At 54.1% G+C, this 20,827-nt stretch carries 18 protein-coding genes; 4 read left to right on the top strand and 14 right to left on the bottom strand.

Features of this window, described 5'->3' with window-relative positions; translation table 11 throughout:
- Positions 1-148 precede the first annotated feature (148 nt).
- Both xylB and xylA read right to left on the bottom strand, forming a co-directional pair.
- On the bottom strand, positions 149-1,645 hold the full coding sequence (gene xylB / locus J2Z18_RS29275; RefSeq protein ID WP_144878977.1) for a xylulokinase: 1,497 nt from the start codon (positions 1,643-1,645) through the stop codon (positions 149-151).
- Positions 1,646-1,810: 165 nt separating this feature from the next.
- Positions 1,811-3,127: a xylose isomerase gene (gene xylA / locus J2Z18_RS29270; protein WP_007131701.1), complete on the bottom strand. Its 1,317-nt coding sequence runs from the start codon at positions 3,125-3,127 to the stop codon at positions 1,811-1,813.
- A 286-nt stretch (positions 3,128-3,413) separates the two neighbouring features.
- On the opposite strand from xylA, the gene J2Z18_RS29265 reads away from it, so the two are divergent.
- Together J2Z18_RS29265 and J2Z18_RS29260 are read left to right on the top strand one after the other, a co-directional pair.
- A complete protein-coding gene (locus J2Z18_RS29265) occupies positions 3,414-4,586 on the top strand; it encodes an ROK family protein (RefSeq protein WP_144878976.1) in 1,173 nt (390 codons plus the stop codon).
- A gap of 148 nt (positions 4,587-4,734) precedes the next feature.
- Entirely contained in the window at positions 4,735-4,938 is a 204-nt protein-coding gene (locus J2Z18_RS29260) for a hypothetical protein (RefSeq protein WP_007131703.1), read from the top strand.
- Positions 4,939-5,055: 117 nt separating this feature from the next.
- Here the strand turns inward: J2Z18_RS29260 and J2Z18_RS29255 are convergent, their stop codons facing one another.
- From J2Z18_RS29255 to J2Z18_RS29235, 5 genes are all read right to left on the bottom strand, one after another.
- The gene (locus J2Z18_RS29255; RefSeq protein WP_007131704.1) at positions 5,056-5,292 is read right to left on the bottom strand and encodes a glutaredoxin family protein; all 237 of its coding nucleotides are present in this window, start codon (positions 5,290-5,292) and stop codon (positions 5,056-5,058) included.
- A gap of 54 nt (positions 5,293-5,346) precedes the next feature.
- Complete coding sequence (trxB, locus tag J2Z18_RS29250; protein ID WP_028405756.1) at positions 5,347-6,288, bottom strand: thioredoxin-disulfide reductase; 942 nt, start codon at positions 6,286-6,288, stop codon at positions 5,347-5,349.
- 133 nt (positions 6,289-6,421) lie between these two features.
- Positions 6,422-7,528 (bottom strand): leucine-rich repeat domain-containing protein, encoded by a 1,107-nt coding sequence (locus J2Z18_RS29245; protein ID WP_210095715.1) that lies wholly within the window; start codon positions 7,526-7,528, stop codon positions 6,422-6,424.
- A 145-nt stretch (positions 7,529-7,673) separates the two neighbouring features.
- On the bottom strand, positions 7,674-9,713 hold the full coding sequence (locus J2Z18_RS29240; RefSeq protein ID WP_210095714.1) for a heavy metal translocating P-type ATPase: 2,040 nt from the start codon (positions 9,711-9,713) through the stop codon (positions 7,674-7,676).
- A 362-nt stretch (positions 9,714-10,075) separates the two neighbouring features.
- Complete coding sequence (locus J2Z18_RS29235) at positions 10,076-11,212, bottom strand: hypothetical protein (protein ID WP_028405754.1); 1,137 nt, start codon at positions 11,210-11,212, stop codon at positions 10,076-10,078.
- Between the two features lie 273 nt (positions 11,213-11,485).
- Between J2Z18_RS29235 and J2Z18_RS29230 the strand changes: the two genes are divergently transcribed.
- A complete protein-coding gene (locus J2Z18_RS29230) occupies positions 11,486-12,100 on the top strand; it encodes a nucleotidyltransferase domain-containing protein (protein WP_210095713.1) in 615 nt (204 codons plus the stop codon).
- A gap of 85 nt (positions 12,101-12,185) precedes the next feature.
- Here J2Z18_RS29230 and J2Z18_RS29225 read toward each other — a convergent pair whose 3' ends face one another.
- Together J2Z18_RS29225 and J2Z18_RS29220 are read right to left on the bottom strand one after the other, a co-directional pair.
- Positions 12,186-13,502: a homocysteine synthase gene (locus tag J2Z18_RS29225; protein WP_260842871.1), complete on the bottom strand. Its 1,317-nt coding sequence runs from the start codon at positions 13,500-13,502 to the stop codon at positions 12,186-12,188.
- A 111-nt stretch (positions 13,503-13,613) separates the two neighbouring features.
- A complete protein-coding gene (locus tag J2Z18_RS29220; RefSeq protein WP_144873181.1) occupies positions 13,614-14,450 on the bottom strand; it encodes an SDR family NAD(P)-dependent oxidoreductase in 837 nt (278 codons plus the stop codon).
- Between the two features lie 181 nt (positions 14,451-14,631).
- On the opposite strand from J2Z18_RS29220, the gene J2Z18_RS29215 reads away from it, so the two are divergent.
- Positions 14,632-14,886: a DUF3949 domain-containing protein gene (locus tag J2Z18_RS29215; RefSeq protein WP_007131712.1), complete on the top strand. Its 255-nt coding sequence runs from the start codon at positions 14,632-14,634 to the stop codon at positions 14,884-14,886.
- Between the two features lie 131 nt (positions 14,887-15,017).
- Here the strand turns inward: J2Z18_RS29215 and J2Z18_RS29210 are convergent, their stop codons facing one another.
- From J2Z18_RS29210 to J2Z18_RS29190, 5 genes are all read right to left on the bottom strand, one after another.
- On the bottom strand, positions 15,018-15,875 hold the full coding sequence (locus J2Z18_RS29210; protein WP_007131713.1) for an ATP-binding cassette domain-containing protein: 858 nt from the start codon (positions 15,873-15,875) through the stop codon (positions 15,018-15,020).
- Entirely contained in the window at positions 15,872-16,714 is an 843-nt protein-coding gene (locus J2Z18_RS29205; RefSeq protein WP_007131714.1) for a hypothetical protein, read from the bottom strand. Before J2Z18_RS29205 ends, J2Z18_RS29210 begins: the two co-directional genes overlap by 4 nt.
- Positions 16,692-17,390 (bottom strand): RNA polymerase sigma factor, encoded by a 699-nt coding sequence (locus J2Z18_RS29200; RefSeq protein ID WP_144872281.1) that lies wholly within the window; start codon positions 17,388-17,390, stop codon positions 16,692-16,694. Before J2Z18_RS29200 ends, J2Z18_RS29205 begins: the two co-directional genes overlap by 23 nt.
- 113 nt (positions 17,391-17,503) lie before the next feature.
- A complete protein-coding gene (locus J2Z18_RS29195) occupies positions 17,504-19,687 on the bottom strand; it encodes an ABC transporter permease (protein WP_144881268.1) in 2,184 nt (727 codons plus the stop codon).
- On the bottom strand, positions 19,680-20,546 hold the full coding sequence (locus J2Z18_RS29190; RefSeq protein ID WP_007131717.1) for an ABC transporter ATP-binding protein: 867 nt from the start codon (positions 20,544-20,546) through the stop codon (positions 19,680-19,682). Before J2Z18_RS29190 ends, J2Z18_RS29195 begins: the two co-directional genes overlap by 8 nt.
- Between the last annotated feature and the right edge of the window lie 281 nt (positions 20,547-20,827).

The raw sequence follows: 20,827 nt of genomic DNA, 5'->3' as shown, positions 1-20,827 counted from the left end.
CTTGTTGGTCAAACCCTCGATCCCTCCACCCGCATAGCGGGTGGTTTTTTGTTTCGCACGCTTCGCGAGCTCAACTGGCTAAAGCCGTAATAAAAAAAACAGGCCAGGGGATCCTTCCCCCGACCTGTTTCCTTACAATTCGTTCAATTTACCCGCGAAACTCGGCCAATCCTTTGCCCAGCTCCCGAGTAGCGCCATATACCGTCTGATACAGCCCAAACAGCTTCTCATACTGCTGCGCGGTATCCGGATTCGGCTTATAAGTACGGGCTTCGCGCAAAAACTCCTCCGCACATGCCTGCAGGCTCGGGAACCAGCCGGCGCCGTATGCCGCTAGCATGGCCGCGCCCATTGCAGGCCCCTGCTCGCTCTCCAGCTTCACGATTTCGGCATTGAACACATCGGCCTGCATTTGCAGCCAGTCCTCGTTCTTCGCTCCGCCGCCGATGGAAATGACGCGGTCGATCCGCTTCCCCGATGCCCGCAAAATATCGATCGATTCACGAAGCGAGAACGTGATCCCTTCCAGCACCGAACGCGCAAAATGCGGAAGCTTATGCCCTGCATCCATGCCGATGAAGCTGCCGCGGATATCCGCATCCGGATGCGGCGTGCGCTCGCCGACGATGTACGGCGTGAACAGCAGGCCGCCGCTGCCGGCCGGAATGTCGCCGATTCCGCTTAACAGCTCGTCGAAGGAGACGTCCGGCGCAAACGTATCTTTGAACCAGGTCAGGCTGTATCCTGCAGCCAGGGTGACCCCCATAATGTAGTACGCGTCTTTCTCGCTGTGATTGAAAAAGTGGACCTTGCCTTCGAAATCCACCTCTCTTCGCTCCTCGTAGGAGAGGACCACGCCGGACGTGCCGATGCTGCACATCGTCTGTCCTTCGGCCAGAATGCCGGCTCCGATCGCGCCGCAGGCGTTGTCCGCGCCGCCTGCGAATACCTTCGTCTCCGGCAGCAGGCCGGACTCCCGCGCAATCTCCGGCAGAAGCGTCCCGCACAGATCAAACGACTCGACGAGCGGAGGACAAATGGAATGAGGAAGCTCGAAGGCATCGAGAATGTCGGTGCTCCACGATTTTGCGGCTACATCCAGCAGCAGCGTTCCCGCCGCATCGGAATAATCCATCGCGTACTCCCCGGTCAACCGGTATCGCACATAATCCTTCGGCAGCAGGAACAGGGCCGCTTGCTTCAGCAGCTCGGGTTCGTTCTCCTGCACCCATAATATCTTTGGCAGCGTAAACCCTTCCAACGCGCGGTTGCGGGCGATGCCGAGCAGCTTCTCCTGAAGCGTATCTTCAATGCGGCGGCACTGTGCCGTCGTACGGGTATCGTTCCACAGGATGGCCGGACGCAGCACGGCCCCCTTGCCGTCTACCAGCACCAGTCCGTGCATCTGCCCGGAAAAGCTAAGTCCCTCCACGTCCGAAGCGGATATCTTCGATTCTTCAAGCAAGAGACGCAGGGACAGCAGGGTCTTGTCTACCCAATCCTCGGGACGCTGCTCGCTGTAGCCGGGCTTCGGCTGGCTCAGTGGATACGACTCCGAATGCTCGGCGACAACATTGCCGCTGCGGTCTACCAGCACCGTCTTCACCGCACTGGTGCCCAAATCAACTCCGATCACGTAACTCATCTGCATCCTCCTAACGGTTCATTTTGAACATCAATCCTGTGAAACTGAAATCTCGAAAATAGCTTTCAAACGTTCCAAGTTTGTGAAATAAGTACACCGGCTTCCTTGGGGGGAGCCGGTGAAGGTTTGAATTTCATGGTTCAGCAATATCAGCTGTTCGATGAATTAGTTCGCAAGAATGTACTGGTTCAGGATCGCTTTAAGCATTTCTTGGCGTCCGGATTCATTTTTACGAGGGGAATCATTGTTCAGGGCGTATTCGGCCAAGGAAGCCAATGTCGCCTTGCCTGCCACAACGTCTGCCCCGATGCCTTCCTTAAAGCTGCTGTAGCGCTTCTCGATGAAGTCCTCGAATACGCGGTCTTCGATCAGCTTCGCTGCCACTTTCAGGCCTTTGGCATAGGTGTCCATACCAGCGATATGGGCCAGGAACAGATCTTCCGGCTCGAAGGACGGACGGCGAACCTTCGCGTCGAAGTTCACGCCGCCGCGGCCAAGGCCGCCGTTCATCAGCACTTCGTACAAGGTCAGGGTAGCATCGTAGATGTTTACCGGGAATTCATCCGTATCCCATCCGATCAGCATATCGCCCTGGTTCGCATCGAGGGAGCCGAGCATGCCGTTGATGCGCGCTACCCGAAGCTCATGCTCGAACGTGTGTCCAGCCAGTGTAGCGTGGTTAGCTTCAAGATTCAGCTTGAAGTGCTTATCGAGGCCGTATTTCTGCAGGAACGCAATCGTTGTTGCAGCATCGAAGTCGTATTGATGCTTCGTCGGCTCCTTCGGCTTAGGCTCGATCAGGAACTGGGCGTCAAAGCCGATTTCCTTCGCATAATCGACAGCCATGTGGAACAGGCGGGCCAGATTATCCAGCTCAAGCGCCATGTCGGTATTCAGCAGGGTTTCGTAGCCTTCGCGGCCGCCCCAGAACACGTAGTTCTCAGCGCCGAGACGCTTGCCCACTTCAAGGCCCTTCTTGATCTGTGCGGCGGCATGGGCATATACGTCCGCATTGCAGGTCGTGCCTGCGCCATGCATGAAGCGCGGGTTCGTGAACATGTTCGCCGTGTTCCACAGCAGCTTCTTGCCGGTAGATTTCATGTGCTCTTCAATAGAATCGACAATCGTGTCGATGTTGCTGTAGAACTCGCGGAGGCTGCTGCCTTCAGGAGCGATGTCCACGTCGTGGAAGCAGAAGTACGGCAGATTCAATTTCTCCATGAACTCGAAGCCGGCTTCTACGCGGGCTTTCGCAAGGTCCATGCCGGAGTAGTGTCCCCAAGGGCGAACGGCGGTGTCTGCACCGAACGGATCGGAGCCTCCAGCGGTTAATGTATGCCAGTAAGCCATGGCGAAACGCAAATGCTCTTCCATCGTTTTGCCGGCTACCACTTCGGTCGGATTATAAAATTTAAAAGCATAAGGATTGGTCGATTTGCTTCCTTCATACTCTACTTTGCCGATGTTATTAAAATAAGCCATTGATTGAGTCCTCCTATACCTTGATAAGGTGTGGTTAACGCTTACAGGGATATCCTAACACAGTCGGGCGGACTTTGTCTATTGGTTAAACAAAGTAATTTGCAACCGGTTTGCCCGCGTTGGCACACTTGTCCTTCTCGCCATGTGGCTGCCCTTCCAAGGCACATCCGTTCAACAAGGCCCTTGGTCCCCTGCTCCTCCTCGACCTGTTGCATTTTCCGGCCTTTACGCCTAGACTATGAGCATATCTAGTCTCAGTCAGCAAGCTAAAAGGATGAATATATCTATGACCAAAATTACCGGTGACCAGGCTCTGGTCAAGAAAATAAACCGCTCGATCATTCTTGAAACGATACGCCGGCATGCTCCCGTGTCCCGTGCCAAGGTTTCCGAGCTGACGGGGCTGAATAAAGCCACCGTCTCTAACCTCGTTCAGGAGCTGGCGACCCATCATCTGCTTCAGGAAATCGGCCCCGGAGAATCCAGCGGCGGCCGAAAGCCGCAGCTGCTCCTCTTTAACGGCCAAGCCGGCTACGCGGTCGGCGTTGAGCTGCGCGTCAACCAAATGACGGGCGTGCTGACGGACCTTGAAGGCAACATCGCCGCCGAGGCAGACGACTCGCTTGCGGAGCATGATGTTGAATCTGTTACGCAGCGCATGATTGCAATGATTAAGGAGCTCATGCAGCAGGCTCCTCCATCGCCGTACGGCATCATCGGGATCGGTGTCGGCGTGCCGGGCATGGTGGACGGCAACGGCACCGTCCTCTTTGCCCCCAACCTGGGTTGGGATATGGTGCCCTTGCAGCAGCGGCTGGAGGAGGAGCTCGGTCTTCCCGTGACCATTGACAATGAGGCCAATGCGGGCGCCCAAGGCGAGCTGAGGTTCGGGGCGGGACAGGATGCCCGCCACCTTCTGTATATCAGCGCCGGGAGCGGGATCGGCTCGGGCATCATCATTAACGGCGAGCTGTACAAGGGTGCCCGCGGGTATGCCGGGGAGAGCGGGCATATGTCGATCGAGGCCGATGGCAAAGCGTGCTCATGCGGCAACCGGGGCTGCTGGGAGCTGTATGCTTCGGAGAAATCATATGACGATAAGGGCGATCGGCTTCCGGCAAGGCGAACCTCGGCATTGATCCGCCATGCCGAGGAAGGCCATGCGGAGACCATCCGCCATTTTCAAGAGCTGGGGCGCTATTTGGGGATCGGCATCACGAATCTGGTGAACGGGTTCAATCCGCAGTCGGTCATCATCGGGGGACCGCTGTCGGATGCAAGGGCCTGGATCGGGGACACGCTGAAGCAGGTCGTTGCCGAGCGTACGCTGCCATATCACAAAGAGCTGATGGAAATCCACTTTGCGGAGCTCGGCAGCCGCTCAACGATGATCGGCGCTGCTTATTCCGCCATTTCGCAATTCCTCGGACCGGTCAGAGTTTCGGTTCCAGCTACGTAAATGACTAGATTTTGCCATATTTCCCTTGTGGCGGATTAAGGCAAAATCTTTCGTTTTCCGCTATAATTAATCTTGTTCTGTCATGTTCAACCACCGTTCCGGTATGAAACGCGTGTGATGTTATAGCAAAGGGAGAGGAAACGCTCTAATGACCTATGTAAGCACCGAGGATATTTCCCCGCAAATGTTTATTACCGTGCTGCTGTTTCTCCTTGTGATTGCCCCGCTGTTCAGCCTTGGCATTATGAGGCTGTTTCAGGGCAAGAAAAAAGCCGGCTTCACCCTCATGGGCTCCGGCGTAGGCGTGTACATTGTGTTTCAATTGATCATGAGTCTGTTCTTCGACAAATGATGGGCAGGATTTCTCAGACCGGCGCGTCCGGTCATCCAACATGAAAAAGGCTCTTCCCCATTTCGCGGGAAAGAGCCTTTCTTCGTATAGACGATCACAGGTTCATGCAGCTTAAGCTTAGCCTTCCGGGTTCAAAGCTTTGTTGAACTGAAGCTTGTTCATGCCGAGAATGCGGTGCTCGCCGATAATGGTCAATGGTACGGCGCGTACCCCCATATCCCATACTTGCTGGGCATATTCTTCGTTCTGCTCGATATTGCGCTCTTCGAATTCGATGCCCTGCTCGGACAAGAAGCCTTTGACCTGCTTGCAGTGCGGGCAGTTATTCGATGTGTAGACAATGACGTTTTCCATGGTTCATCCAGCTCCTCTATGCTATGATTTTCGTTGCTTCTTCTATCTATCAGTTTACAATACGACCGCGTTATGTTCCAAGCTCTCGATGTACTTCTCGGCATCCATTGCCGCCATGCAGCCGCTGCCTGCAGCCGTAATCGCTTGTCTGTAACGGGTGTCCTGCACGTCGCCGCATGCGAAGACGCCTGGAATATTCGTCTCGGACGTACCCGGCGTCGTCACGATGTAGCCGTTCGGATCCGTCGTAATGCTTCCGCCGAGGAAGCCTGTATTCGGATGATGCCCGATGGCCACGAATACGCCGCTTGCTTCGATCATCTCTTCCTCGCCCGTTTCGTTGTTCACCACTTTAATGCCTTTCACACCTTGTTCGTCCGCAATGATTTCTTGCGGCGTGCGGTTCAGCGCCCATTCGATCTTCTCGTTTGCACGTGCGCGGTCCTGCATGATTTTGGACGCACGCAGCTCATCGCGGCGGTGCACCAGCGTTACCTTGGAAGCAAAGCGTGTCAGGAAGTTCGCTTCCTCCAATGCGGAGTCGCCGCCGCCAACCACGACGATTTCCTTGCCGCGGAAAAAGAAGCCGTCGCATGTTGCGCAGGTGCTTACGCCACGGCCTACATTGTCCTGCTCGCCCGGAATGCCAAGATACTTGGCCGTTGCGCCCGTGGAGATGATCAGCGTCTCCGTTACGACTTCGCCCAAGCCTTCAACGTTCAGCTTGAACGGACGCTCGCCGAACTCTACGCTGTTGACCCAGCCCGTACGAAATTCAGCGCCAAAGCGTTCAGCCTGCTGGCGCATATTGTCCATCAGCTCGGGACCCATAATCCCTTGAGGGAAGCCCGGGAAGTTCTCGACTTCAGTCGTTGTCGTGAGCTGGCCGCCAGGCTGTGGCCCCTCGATCACGAGCGGGCTCAGATTCGCGCGAGCCAAATAGATTGCAGCAGTCAGGCCAGCGGGGCCGGTACCTATAATAACGGATTTATACATGTCGTTTCCCTCCTGTATATGTAACGCTTAATTATAATCATTATAAATTAATATTTATTATGATTCTATATTGACCGCATGTCAATAGACCATGCTGCAACCAGGATGAAATTATTGTGAAACCTTTGAAAAATTACAGCGATGAGTTCCAATCCATCGACCGTGGATTGTACAGATTATCGTCGAGGTCGACATACTCCAATTGCGGTAGTTCACCAATAACAGCCGGGGCACTCGCCAAACGGTTTCGGCCCAGGCTCAGCCACCGCAGCTTCTTAAGCTCTCGCAGCTCAACAGGCACGTCCGTGATCGCCGTATAATTAATACAAAGGTTCTCCAGCCGTGACAGCTGCCCGATCTCGGGAGGAATGCGGTTTAACGATACATCCTGCCTAGGCAAAATAACGTCGACCGAGTCATGGTAGCTTCCACATGCGATGGTCAAATGTCGAAGTGAACTCAGCTTGCCGATCCCCGCCGGGATTTCCAGCAAATTCGCTGTATATACGGTTAACGATTCCAGTCTCCTTAGCTCGAACATTCCCTCGGGCAGGCGGGTCACATAGCTTTCGTGAACCATCAACTCCCGCAGGTCCGTCAGCTGACGAATGGACCCAGGTATTTCCGTAATGCCAAATCCGAATATCTCCAATCTGCGCGGCTGGTGAAACAGAACTGCTTCCCAAAACGCTTCAAACTCCCGATGCTCCGGCAGGCACAAAAACAAGCCGGGTACCTCTTGCGCAAGCCTTCTGGCTTCATCTTCCTCAACCTGAAGACCACCCATACGTTCATGAGCAACTTGATACAAGAGCTCCCGGCCCTCATGGTCCACAAACGTCAAATCCTCTGGCAACCGGGGATGCTGCCAATCATATAATGCCGTTGCAGCCTCCTTCAACACAGCCGCAGATTCTTTGCAGCACCGGTACATATAAAATGACCCTGGGCTATATTCGATTCCCCTCCCCGGCGTTATATCCCTCTCAAACCTTAGTTCATGCTCCTCGCTCGTTATCGTGTACTCCTCAACGAGATAAGGCTCAAGCAGTGCAAAAATCCGCCCTGCCCCTTCCATCCATTCCGGATTGCCCTCACCAGCCAGCATGAATCGATCTTCGCCGTCAATGCATTGAAGGTAGCCCCTTCTTGCCACCATGAACATATCCGACCGTTCCACCGCGTAATCGATCAGCCACTCGTAAGCTTCGCCCCTGGGCGAATCGTAGATTGCCGCCATTCTCCTCCGCCTTTCCTTATCGAGATTCGCTACAAACGTCTGCTCCCTGCTTCATTATATGAAAAATCCCCTTCCTTCTCGAATATCGAAAAGAAAGGGGATCCGTTATGCTGGCATCATCATTTGAATCTCTTTCCCTAAGCGGTCAGTTTCCCGAGCGAAGAAGCCTTAATCCGTTCAGGATGACGAGAATCGTACTGCCTTCGTGTCCGATTACGCCGAGCGGGAGCGCCACGCCTTCCAGGAAATTCGCCGTAATCAAGGTAAGGATGACCGCAATCGCAAACACCATATTTTGCTTCACGATCCGCTGAACCCGGCGGGCTACCTTCACGGTACCTGCGATTTCATCGATATTATCGTTCATCAATACCGCATCCGCGACTTCCAGCGCCGTTCCGCTTCCCGAAACGCCCATGCCGATGCCGACCGTGGCCGTTGCCAGCGCAGGCGCATCGTTAACGCCATCGCCGACCATGACAACATGCCCATGGCGCTCACGCAGCTCTTTGATATGGTTGACCTTATCTTCCGGCAGCAGGTCGGAGAAAACCATATCGACGCCGGTTTGCTCGGCGATAACCTGTGCAGTAGCCTTCCTGTCTCCGGTCAGCATCGCCACGCGAATCCCCATCGACTGCAGCCGCTTAACGGCAAGAGCAGCCTCCGGTCTCACCGCATCCTGTAAAGCGATCATGCCGACAATTTCGTCATTTCTCATAATAACGGACACGGTCTTGCCCTCGGATTCCAGGCGTTGACGCTGCGCAATCCATCCGGCCTTCCCGTTCGGGCGTTCGGTCTGTGGCGGATGGTCGTTCTGATCTTTAATAGCTTGATGAGATAAGGAAAGCTCTGCTTCATCGGTTACGGCATCCAGCACATCGCTCTTGCCGATTTTCCAGATGTCGCCCTCCAGTTCGCCCTGCATGCCCCATCCCGTTAAAGATTGGCTGTTCTCTACCTGCTTCTGAGGCACTCCGGATTCCTCCGCAGCTCTTACAACCGCTATGGCGAGCGGATGCTTCGACATCTTTTCAACCGATGCGCTGATGGCAAGCAGTTCACGATCGTCCCAGCCTTCACCCGCAATGAAATCCGTTACCTTCGGCGTTCCAAGCGTCAGCGTTCCTGTCTTGTCAAAAGCAACGATCGCTGTACGCGCCATATTCTCAATATGCGCACCGCCCTTAAACAGCACGCCTTTGCGGGCCCGGTTGGAAATCGCCGACAGCATCGCCGGCATAATCGAGGATACCAGGGCGCAAGGGGAAGCAACGACAAGAAACACCATCGCTTTATAAAAGGCTGTGCTGAAATCCCAGCCGAACAGCGGTGAAGATAAAGCAATCAGAGCGATCGTCACGACGACGACGACCCGGGCGTAAATCGCCTCGAACCGCTTGATGAACCGCTGTGATGCCGGCACTTCGCTTTCCGCTTCCTCAACCAGGCGGATGATTTTGGCGAACAGCGTCGCGTCCGCCGACTTTGTAACCTCGATGTATAAGACGCCTTCTCCGTTAAGCGTTCCTGCAAATACTTCGTCTCCTACGGCTTTATCGACCGGAACCGATTCGCCGGTGATGGACGACTGATTCACGGACGAGCCTCCGCGATACACCTTCCCGTCCGCCGGAATCAGTTCTCCCGGCTTAACCAGAATCAAATCGCCGATCTCAAGCTTGGCGATCGATACCGAGACCATGTTCCCGTTCTCGATACGCAGCGCCGTTTCCGGCTGCAGCTCCATTAAGGAAGAGATGTCCTTGCGGCTTCTTTCGGTCGTGTAGCTTTCCAGCGCTCCGCTTAACGCGAAAATAAAAATCAGCATCGCCCCTTCGTTCCAGTAACCGATCGAGGCGGCACCCATGGCGGCGGCAATCATGAGCAGATTCACATCCAGATCGCGCTCCTTAAGCAGCGTCTGCACGCCTTCCTTCGCCTTGACCCAGCCGCCAATGGCGTATGAGATCACATACAGCGCAACGGACAACGGTTCCGACCATTGGCCGGCCATCCAAGCCGCCAGCATGAGAACCCCGCTGCCCAATGCAGCCAGCACCTCCGGATTGGAGAGCAGGCTCCGGATATCCCATTTTCCAGGCTGACGCGGCTCGCGCGGATCAGCTCCATGTTCGATTGAAGATATGCTTGCAGCTGTTTGACTTTGCATCAGTTCCATTACAATCACCTTCCTAGTTGAGAATGAGACCCATTATTAATGCCCTAAAAATGGCACATGCTGCCCCGGCTAAGCCGAAGCAGCATGCTAAATGAGAATGAAAATCATTTTTGATCTTATACAATTTATTTTCCCTAAACCAACTTTATACCTATATCATACTCACGAATGTCCCGTTTGTAAACCAGTTTTTGCCGGATGATCATAAAAAATTAAACAGGCAAAATTCAATAAAAAAAGCCTTCTGCGGGAATGTCCCTTGCAAAAGGCTTACTCGTTATCGTTCAATCCGTAAATAAGTCCGATCCTCGCTGTCGGTTACATCTAATGTTAGTCTAAGTGTGAAGCGCTCTCATTCCGGTTTATCCTTGAGAAGCTTGAGTTGCTTGGTTGGTTTGGGCGGTTTGGGATGAGGAGCATCTTCTGCGCAGCTCCAGCCGTGCCCCCAAAATCCGCACGGCGGCAAGATCCGTAGAGCTGCAGCTCACCTCATGGATTCCATGGCGGTAAACCATCTTCAGGTCGCCGGTTCCCGCCCCGTTCATCCTTAACGTTAACTGCGGCTTGATGCGCCGAATCCGCTCGATGATATCGGCAAAGCCCCTCGCCGCATCCTCGGTCAATCCCGGATCTCCCCCACTTTCGGTGCCCTCCATATCCAGGACGATCACATCCGCCATCCGCGCGATTTCCGCTGCCGCAGCCGGATTCGTTCGCTCGTCCAGCAGGGCTCCGTACCGGATGCGTACGAAACGCTTTTGGTCCATTAGCGTCTGCTCCGCAACCTCCTCGATAAAATGATGGATGTCCATAAATTCATCGGCATGCTCAGGCTGAACGGCCAGAAGCTCCAGCTGGCACTCCATGCCCTGTTCCCCGCATTGTTCCAATGCCCGGAACATCGACTCCAGTTGGGCGTCCTGCGCTTCCCGCTCCTCCATCGCATGGGACAGCGCCGGGTCTTCCAGCAGGCTTACCGCACATCGAGACCCCTTCGCTGCCTGGAATACCGAGACCCAGTACGCCGTCCACAGCATAATCAGCCTCCGTCTCAGCATGGAAGACTTCTCTCCCCGCGACTTCAGCCAGGCCGTATACACTTCCTGCAGCAGTCCATGCTGGAGAGCTTCCTCGCCCCGGATCAGTCCGATCCCCTGGGCTCCTTGGCGAATATCGCGCTCTATCCTCTCAGGGACGGCGGTGCGGCTCATGACTTTAAGCCTCCGGTTCCTGTCACTCCATCCGAGCAGCCGATGCAAGGAGGGGCTGATGGTTCCGCTGTGCCGAATTCCCGAAACCCGAAGCGCTTCGTCGATGTCCTCCGGGGCCGCCAACAGCAACAGTACCTCCTCATGCGTTATACCGCCCGCCATCGCAAAATGCTTCAGCAGATCCGTCTCGGGAGAGGAATCGCCGGCCGCAAAGTCCACGGCATTCACGGCTTCCCCATTTAAACGCTCTCCCCATTCGCTGCCGGTTCCCCATTGCCTTTCCGTCATGGTTATCGTTCTACTCCCTTTCGCCATGTATTGGATGTTGCCGCCTACCCTACAGCGTATTATGAAACATTTGGAAATATACAGTACACGGGATAAAAGCCGCTGAAAAATCTCGGTACATAATACGAGCGGGGCGCACGCCCGCCAAGAAACCATGTTCCATGGCACGGTGCTTTATGGGCCACATCTGCTCATCATCCATTTGACGAGACGTATAGAACATTTAAAATGGAGGAATGGATTCATGCCGAAAAACGAAAAGGAGAGATCGACATGAGAACCGATTACGATCATTGGAGACCCATTAGCATACCGGATGCCGTCAGGATTTTTGCCGAAATCCCTGTGCATTGGTATGTCGCAGGCGGTTGGGCTTTGGATTTGCATTTGGGGGAGCAGACCCGAGAACATGACGATATCGATATCCTGATTCTTCGTGAAGAGCAGGCCGTCGTTTACGCCGCATTAGCCCAAGACTGGACGCTGTACAAAGCTGATCAAGGAACCTTGTCGTTATGGGAGGAAGGCGAATATTTGTATTCTGTCGGGGATGTGTGGGTCAGCAAGGATCATAAAGCCCCATTTTCATTTCAAATCATGTTGGTGGAAACCGAAGGGGACCATTGGATTTATCGCAGGGAACCATCGATCCGAAGGTCGCTCCGAGATATAGCCTTGAAGACAGAACAGGGAGTCCCCTACCTGAAGCCGGAGATACAGCTCTTGTACAAAGGGGGCAGCAAGAATATCCGCGAAAAAGATGAGCGGGATTTCATGAAGGTCCTTCCCTGCCTCAACGACACGGCTAGAGTATGGCTTGCCCATGCGCTTCGGACGCAATTTCCAGAAGGCCATCCCTGGCTCGACTCTCTCAATACAATGGCTTAGCTGCCATTTAGCATCAAAAAAAGGGCACCATTCCCCTAAGGAGGAAAGTGCCCTGACATCTTATTTGAAAATAGTTCGATTGGCCTTACTTCTGGCTGGCCGCAATCGCCTGCTCCAAATCATACAGGATGTCGTCGATGGATTCCGTACCGATCGATAGCCGCAGCAGCTCGGGATTCACACCGGCACTGACTTGTTCTTCCTCGCTCAGCTGCTGGTGCGTCGTGCTGGCCGGATGAATGATCAGCGATTTGGAATCGCCGACGTTGGCCAGATGGGAGAACAGCTTCACGTTCTCAATGACCTTCTGCCCGGCTTTGGCGCCGCCCTTAATGCCAAACGTCAAAATAGCACCTTGGCCCTTCGGCAAATACTTCTGCGCCAGCTCATACGAAGGATGGCTTGGCAGCCCCGCATAGCTGACCCACTCGACGGCCTCATGCTTCTCCAGATACTCGGCAACCTTCAGCGCGTTCTCACTATGGCGCTGCACGCGGAGATGAAGCGTCTCCAATCCTTGCAGCAGCAGCCAAGCGTTAAATGGAGACAGCGAAGCCCCGATATCCCGCAGAAGCTGTACGCGCGCCTTGATGATATATGCAATTGGACCGACGGCCTCGGTATACACGACGCCATGATAACTTGGATCCGGTTCTGTCAATCCAGGGAATTTGCCGCTTGCGCTCCAATCGAACTTGCCGCTGTCGACGATAACGCCGCCGATCGATGTTCCGTGACCGCCGATAAATTTGGTTGCCGAATGAACGACGATATCGGCTCCATACTCGATCGGGCGCAGCAAATACGGGCTCGGGAACGTGTTGTCTACGATGAGCGGAATGCCATGCTCATGGGCGATTGCCGCAACCGCTTCCACGTCGAGTACGTTTCCTTGCGGGTTGCCGATCGTCTCAGCGAACAGCGCTTTCGTCTTGTCGTTAATGGCAGCCCGGAAGTTCTCCGGATTCGAGGAATCGACGAAGTGCACCTTGATTCCGAGCTTTGCCAGCGTGGTGGAGAATAGATTATACGTGCCGCCGTACAAGCTGGAGGAGGAAACGATCTCATCTCCCGCACCGGCAATGTTCAGAATCGAGAACGTAATAGCGGCTTGTCCGGAAGCTGTCGCCAGTGCGCCTGCTCCTCCCTCCAGCGCCGCGATCCGCTTCTCGAATACATCGGTCGTCGGGTTCATGATCCGCGTATAAATATTGCCGAATTCCTTCAAGGCAAACAAGTTTGCCGCATGCTCGCTGTCCTTGAAGCCGTAGGATGTCGTCTGATAGAGCGGAACGGCTCGGGATAGGGTTGTCGGGTCGAGCTCCTGGCCGGCATGAACCGCTAACGTTTCAATCGATAGTTGACGTTCTTCTGACATGGATGTTTCCTCCCTTTTCTTCATATGGAAAATAGTATGATTGCTGATTTCCATCATTCTCTCATACTTTCCACAGTTTGAAAAGAGTCATTACCAACTATTTTCATCGGAATTAGAAGTTTTTTTCTGCGGCTTTTATTTATCTTTATCCTCACCGTGCGGATTTACCTTGCCCCAGCCGTATCCCGCTTCCGGCGACGTATCCTCCGGCATCCCCGGAAGGATGAGCCCCCCGTCGATGCGCAAGTTGATGCCTGTAATATAGGATGCTGCATCCGAGCATAGCCAAGCGATCGCTTCACCAATATCGGAAGGGGTTCCGAGCCTCCCCAGCGGAATTTTATCTCCAAGCGGCTCCTTCTCGGCGGATTGCTCCAATTTGTGAACCGTAGCCCCCGGCGCGACGCAGTTTACCCGGATTCCATGCGGCGCCCATTCCAGCGCCAGCGACTGGGCCGCACGAATCAAAGCTGCCTTCATGCCGCCATAAATGCTGTCCTTCGGGTAAGCTCTTTCGCCGCGCGAGGAGGTGATAAAGATGATATTGCCAGGGATCTCGCGGGCAATCATTTCCCTGGCTGCATATTTGCTAAGCAGCAACGGAGCCCTGAAATCGAGGTTGATGGTCGTATCCAGCTCCTCTTCCTCCATTTCGGTGAGCTCCTTATGAAAGCCGATCCCGGCATTGTTGACCAGCAGATCTATGCGTTCAAGCTGCTCCACCGTCTTGCGGATCGTGTTCTCCGCTTCGCTCCGAATCGTGAGATCGCTCTGGATGATCAGAGGCTCCTTGCCATAGATATGGCCGATATCCTCGGCAACGGATAATATCCCGTCTTTGCTCGAGTTGTAGGTGAGCGCGAGCCGATACCCTTTTTCCGCCAAAATCTTCGCAATGCCTCTGCCGATTCCTGCTCCTGCTCCGGTCACCAGCGCTACCTTCTCGACTCCTTGTTGTCCTGCGGTTCCCATAATACGTCTCCTCTCGTATCGATGATTTCATACGCACATCCGTGATGATGCACGCACTATACGAACTATTTTTACCCGGATCCCCAAAGATTGATTTGCCCTGAAGATAATTGTTGAAACCGCATCCAATATATGACGTATATAAAAGCATAGGTCTGACGATACGAAGGAGCGTGAACTTATGGGTTCGATGTTGTGGGTGATCGCCGGCGTTCTGTTCGCAGCATTTCTGATCATGATCCCTGTCCAGTATCGCTATATCAAGGAAATCAATGAGGATCCTCGAAAAAAAGGCGTCAGTCAGGAAACGTATTACAAGAATATGTCCTTTCAGGAAGAGCAGCTTCACTACAACGCGCAGAGTTCATTCTGGCCATCGGCCATGGTTGCAGCTTGGATCTATCGCTGGAGACACAGAAAGAAGGGAAAGGGTTAAACCCATCCTAAACGGAGATTTAATCCAATACGAATGTCACGGTCCGCGGAAAAGAAAAAAATCATCGTCCAAACGGATGATGATTTTTTCATATATTAGGTTTATTTACAAGAGCGAAAAGAGAAGAACTTTTATCCACGTCTCGCCAATGCATCCATATGGAGGAAAAAGGCATCCTCCAGTGTCGGCTCCTTCTCCAAAAATTCGGGGCCCGGCTGCTTTTTGGCCATCAGGCGGACCTTCATGCGTTCATCGGTCATTTGAAAATGAATGAGCCTCTCTTGCGGAATTCGTTCAAAGTCGCTGAGGTCCACCTCCCCCTCCCATACGCTTGAGGCTACGCTCAGCTTCCATTGCTGAGGCGATCCGTTGTACCGAAGGCGCCCCCGGTGAATCCAGATGACATTATCCGTCGCCTCTTCCCATTCGTTCAGCTCGTGGGCGGCGACAATGACCATCCTCCCCTTGGCGTATTGGGTAAGGTAGGTGATCAGAAATTTGCGTTCCTCGGCGTCCATCCCGTTCAGCGGCTCATCCAGAAACAGAAAGGACGGCGAGGCCAAAAGGGCTTGCACGACCGCGATGCGCCGCTGCACCCCCTGCGATAAATGCTTGACCTTGCTTTTGCGGAACGGCTCCAGCCGGAAGTCGCCGATCAGCTTGTCGATCGCTTCCGGCTGATAGACTCCCTTCAATTCAGCCATATACTTCAGCAGCTTGCCTGCCTTCATATCCCCGTACAGCTCGATATCGGCCGGAACATACCCGATCTGGCTCCGGATGAGCGGGAGATGGTCTGCAGCCTTCCTACCGCTGTACAAAATGTCGCCCGCGTCCGGTGTTTGAAGCGTGGTCAGCAGCTCGATCAGCGTGGTCTTCCCGGCTCCGTTCGCGCCAACGACCAGGTTGAGGCCGGAGGATATGACGGCCCGCTCGATCTCCAGCCGATACGTGCCGGCCTGCCGCTCCAGTCCTTCGATCCGAATCATGTGGAAGCTCTCCAGGACGCAGCATTCCATTTGAGGCTGCGGCCGTAAGAGGATACGAGCAGTGAAACGCCGATGATCAGGAGCACGATATCCGTTGCCATTTTACCGCTCATGGAAACCCCGTGATCCATGATTTGTCCTTGGAGGATGATCCAGAGTCCATACACAAGGACGGCCGAGACGAGCGAGGCGATCATTCCTTTCCGAAACAGCATATACATGGCGGCTCCGCCGGTGACCAGAAGTATGCCCATCCATTCGAGAACGAATGGCCCGAACAGGAACGTTGAATTTTCGGCTTGCATCGATTTGAAGCCAATAACGATCGTGCTGAGCAGTGCCATTCCGGTCACGATGCCTGTGACCAGCAGCAGCCGAGTATACAAGACTAGCGCCGGCGGATACGGCGTCAGCGTCTCCACAGCCCGCATCCCTTTATCCCATGTACGGCTGCTGAATAGCATGGACACGATGAGCAGAAGCGGGGTAATCAGCGGAAATATGCCGCCGGGAAGCCCACCGAAGTGATCCAGCGGATAGGCTGGATCGATCAGCAGCACCAGCATCAGAAATACCGCGCTGCTGGTCAGCAGAATGGATCGCTGATTCAGCCTGAGCTGGCTGCGGAGGATCTGCTTCAGCGACGGCGGATCCACCTGGGGATTGAAATCAAGCTTCGGTGATTCCGGCTCAACCTTAAGCAGATCGAACTCCCCTTGGAGCGAAGCAATGAGCCGTGAGGTTTCCTCCGGTGTCGGCGGAGGGAGAATCGCGCGCCGAAGCGGTCCCCGCAGCTCGTCCTCAAGTTTTCCCAATTCACGATCGAATGGATGATCCATGGATACACACCTCACTTTCTGTAGCCTTGCGCCGGTCATCCGGCTCTTCTTCCGTGCTTGAACGGCTCAGGACCTTTCTCTTGGAACGGCCTCCCCGTTCCGATCTTCCGGCCGGGGGCATCGGAACCAATTCTCCTTGCTCTTGGACCAGCGTTTTCTTTAGCTTTCTTAATCCGTTATATAGATGCGTCTTTACCGTGCTAAGGGGGAGGTCCACCAGATCCGCGATTTCCTGAAGCTTAAGGTCATGGAAAAATCTTAGCGTAATGATCTCTTGCTGAACGTCCGGCAAAGTACCGAGCGACACCGCAATTTCATGGGACGTCTCCTGCCTCTCTATCAATTCCTGCGCCCCGGGTGCGGGATCATGGGCATCCGGCAGCTCTTCACCGGCAAGCCCCTCGGACCTGTAGGCTGCGCTTTTCCAGTAATCCTTACACATGTTCAGGGCTACGCGGTACAGCCAGGATCTGACATGTTCCAGCGTCCCATGGGTCCTCAGATGCCGGATCAGGCGGATAAACGTTTCCTGGACGATATCCTGCGCCTTTTGCCTGTCGGTCAGCTGCCTTGTCGTATAGCTTAACAGCGGACCATGGTACCGGGTGACCAGCAGCTCGAACGCCTCCTGATCACCCGCCGCCATCCGTTCGGACAGCTGCTGATCGGAAATCATGCCCCTCCCCCCTTTCTGGATCGATATATCCGTAATTTACCCATTCCGTGCCTCATCCATCAATCGATGCCTTCCCGATTGAATCTCGGCACTGTTATCGCATGCAGAAGCCGTTATTCCCCAACCGTCTGCTTCCATCGCTTCACCCATTCCTCATAAGTGACCGGAGCCTCCGGCTTCATCGCAGGATACCGTTCCGTATCCGGAAACTGAAGGCCGTGCCCATAATAATGGGCGAGCACTTTCTTGACCTGTTCTGCCTTTCCTTCCTTCATCGCCCGCCGGACTTGTCTTGCCATTCCGATCCCGATCTTATTCTGCGGATCGGTCCCGTCCCCGTTCTTGAACAGGAGCTCCTGGACTGATCTTAAGTGTCCGTAAGCACTGCGCAGCTGTTTATCGCTCAGCCCTTTTTCCTCTATATAATACACGTACCAGAACAGGCTGCCGATTTTATTCCGGACATCCTGCTCCGGATGCTCATAATTGCCATAATAAGCAGGCTGATCGCCAAACAGCATGTAGTTCACCCACTCACCCGGCAGATTGCTGCTGAAGTAGGTATACTCCCTTGAGGACAGGATGAGGGAATGCTCCGCGTGAGGCCACTCGATCCCCTGTCCCAAACACAGAATGGTGTCGATGTCCGTGGACATTCCCGGAATCCATGCTGCAAAATAATCATACTTCCCTTTCAGTTCCGTCAATAGTCCCTCAGCCCACTTTTCCAGGTATGGGGTTGTCACAATACGCACCTTGAAATCCGGCCGATGCACTTCGGTCCAGAAGCTTCCCCCGTACAGGGAAACATTCTGCCCGATCCCCTTCGACTCGAAGATCTGGTATCCGGGCCCTCGCTCGACTTCCTTCAAACTGCTGTATAGCGGCTTTGAATATCCCTCTACCTTCAGTTTCATATCACCTACAGAATACCGCTGAATCCCGTAACGCCGGGCCAAGGTAATGTAAGGCGAAGACGTCTCGACCTGCTTGAGGTAAACATGCTGGTGGCCGGGAAGCGGATACCAGGCCATATGGCCCTCGAGCTTCACCTCGTCTCCAAGACTGAAGGCCGCAAAATCATTACGCGAATAATCGGTGCGGTAATCCATTACGCTTCCGAAATAAACCAGCTCGGCCTCGATTTCCTGCCGCGAATTCGCCGGAAGACTGATTGTCAGCATCTCCCCCCGCCTCCGGTAAGGAGCGTCGTTGCCTTGAATTCGAACACGCTCCAACGTGAAGAAACGGTTCAACGTCAGCGGAAGCTCCGACTTCCCTGCCAGCTCCCCAGCGGGGATTCGAAGCCGGGCTGTGACTCGCAGATTATCGTTAGGGAGCCGTTTCAGCTCGAGATCATAGGAGGATACCGTAAATATCGTTGCCGGCACCGGATCATCGGTAAGCCCGATGGATGGGTCCGATAGCTTGCTGCCCAGCTGCTCATACCGCTCTGCCCATAAGCTGCCGTATGGCATGAAGATGGCTCCAGCCAACACGAGGGCTGCCACCGCCGCCGCCCAAATCCTTTTTACATGCATCGTCGGGCGCTTCCGGTTCAGTAGCAGCAGACTTACCGCGAGCAACAACCCCGTAAAGGCCAGCACGAACCAGCGCGAACGGGAGATATCCGCAGATATGAGGGCATAGCTCCAATTTTCATATTGTAATGCTTCGGACTGAATGAAGAACTGATTCAAATGAAAGACTTCGGCCGGATACCATCCGAGCTGAGTAATAATAAAAATATCCATGAAAAAGGTGCCGAACATCCATGCGCAAAAGCCGATCAAATAGACAATCCGATTCGGAATGCTGGCCCCCAGCACCATGGCCAGCGCAAGGGTGACCATATACGAGATCTCGTACTGCATGGCGAATTGCATCGTATAATGCATGGCGATTCCGCCGGCAATCCCCTGGCTGATCGAGATCGTGTAGAAGATAAACGCTGTCGGAAGCGTGAACAAGGACAAATACAGCATGCTTACGGCATATTTGGACGATAACAGCGTCAGGAACGATACTGGCAAGCTGTGATTCCACTCGAACGAGCGCCGTAAAACATCCCTTCGCATGGATAAGATGCCGATCAGCATCGCGGGACCGAGCGTCATCGTGTGCCCGAGCATATGAAACTTGTAAGCCATCGTATACAGGTTCTGCTCTGTGCCGCCTCCGCTATTCAACATGTTCATGGCGAACAAAATCGCATAGATGACCGGCAAGGATGCAAACACCGGATTGCCGAACAGCAGCCGGCATTCCAGCACGGCATGTCTCCACCATTTACACATCCCGATCCCTCCGCAGCAGGGCCAGATAGCCGTCCTCCAGGGACGGTTCAGCCGGGTGCGCATCCGCAAACGGCCTCTTTCCTACAAAACGGCACAAAATGCCTTCCGGTACAGCTTTCGTGGATACAACCTGCATCGGATCCACGCGGGAGAACGCATCGGCTGACAGCACCGCTTCCCACACTTGTCCGTTGCCGCAGGCCTGCAGCTCGCCGAGCGTTCCGGACATGACCAGTCTCCCCATGTTCATGACGGCGATCCGGCGGCAGTTGCTCTCAATGTCAGCGACGATGTGCGTGGACAGCAGCACGGTCCGGTCAATGCTAAAGCGGGTCAGGACGTTGCGGAACCGGACCCGTTCCTGCGGATCCAGGCCGGAGGTCGGCTCATCCACGATAAGGATATCGGGGGATCCGAGAAGGGCCTGAGCAATGCCCAGGCGCTGCTTCATACCGCCCGAATAAGTACGAACCTTCTTGTCGGCTTTATCCTGGAGATTCACCGTCTCCAAGAGTCTGGCGACCTCCTTTCTCCTCGCCTCCCGATCCTTTATGCCCTTCATTACGGCTGCGTAGTCGAGATAATCTCTGCCCGTCAGCTGCGGATAAATATGAAAATGCTGGGGCAAGTAACCGATCATCGGGCGAATCTCCTCCGGCCTTGTGATCGAAATGCCATTTACCCTCACCTGTCCGGATGTCGGGGCCAGCAGTGTCGCCAATATGCGCATCAGCGTCGTTTTGCCCGCCCCGTTAGGCCCGAGCAATCCGGTCATGCCTTTATCCAATTGGAGCGACACGTCAAGGAGCGCCCACGCCCCTTTCCGGTACGTCTTCGATAAATGCTCGATGGTAATCATGCAATAACCCTTTCAGCTATTTCTTTTGGACCTGATTCGTTAAGCCGCGCGGCTTCTGTATTGAAAACGAACAGGGCGGAAAAAAAGTTTAACCAATGCATCTAAATGAACAAAAAAATGCGTATAACGTAGCGCAGCTTGTAACGCGGCCAAATCATTGTAGGCCAAACGGAAGGCCATCTCAAGATCAGGTCAAAAAGGCTTGGAGTGCTAAATCATATAGCTATGCCTTTCGGAACAGCCTTGCCTTTTGGAAATACCATGTCTTTCGGAATTAATTA

The organism is Paenibacillus lactis, from assembly GCF_017873605.1.
In the GTDB taxonomy this organism is placed as follows: Bacteria; Bacillota; Bacilli; order Paenibacillales; family Paenibacillaceae; genus Paenibacillus_AQ; species Paenibacillus_AQ lactis.
The sequence above is the reverse complement of the archived record's forward strand: the minus strand, read 5'-3'. Positions and strand labels throughout refer to the sequence as shown.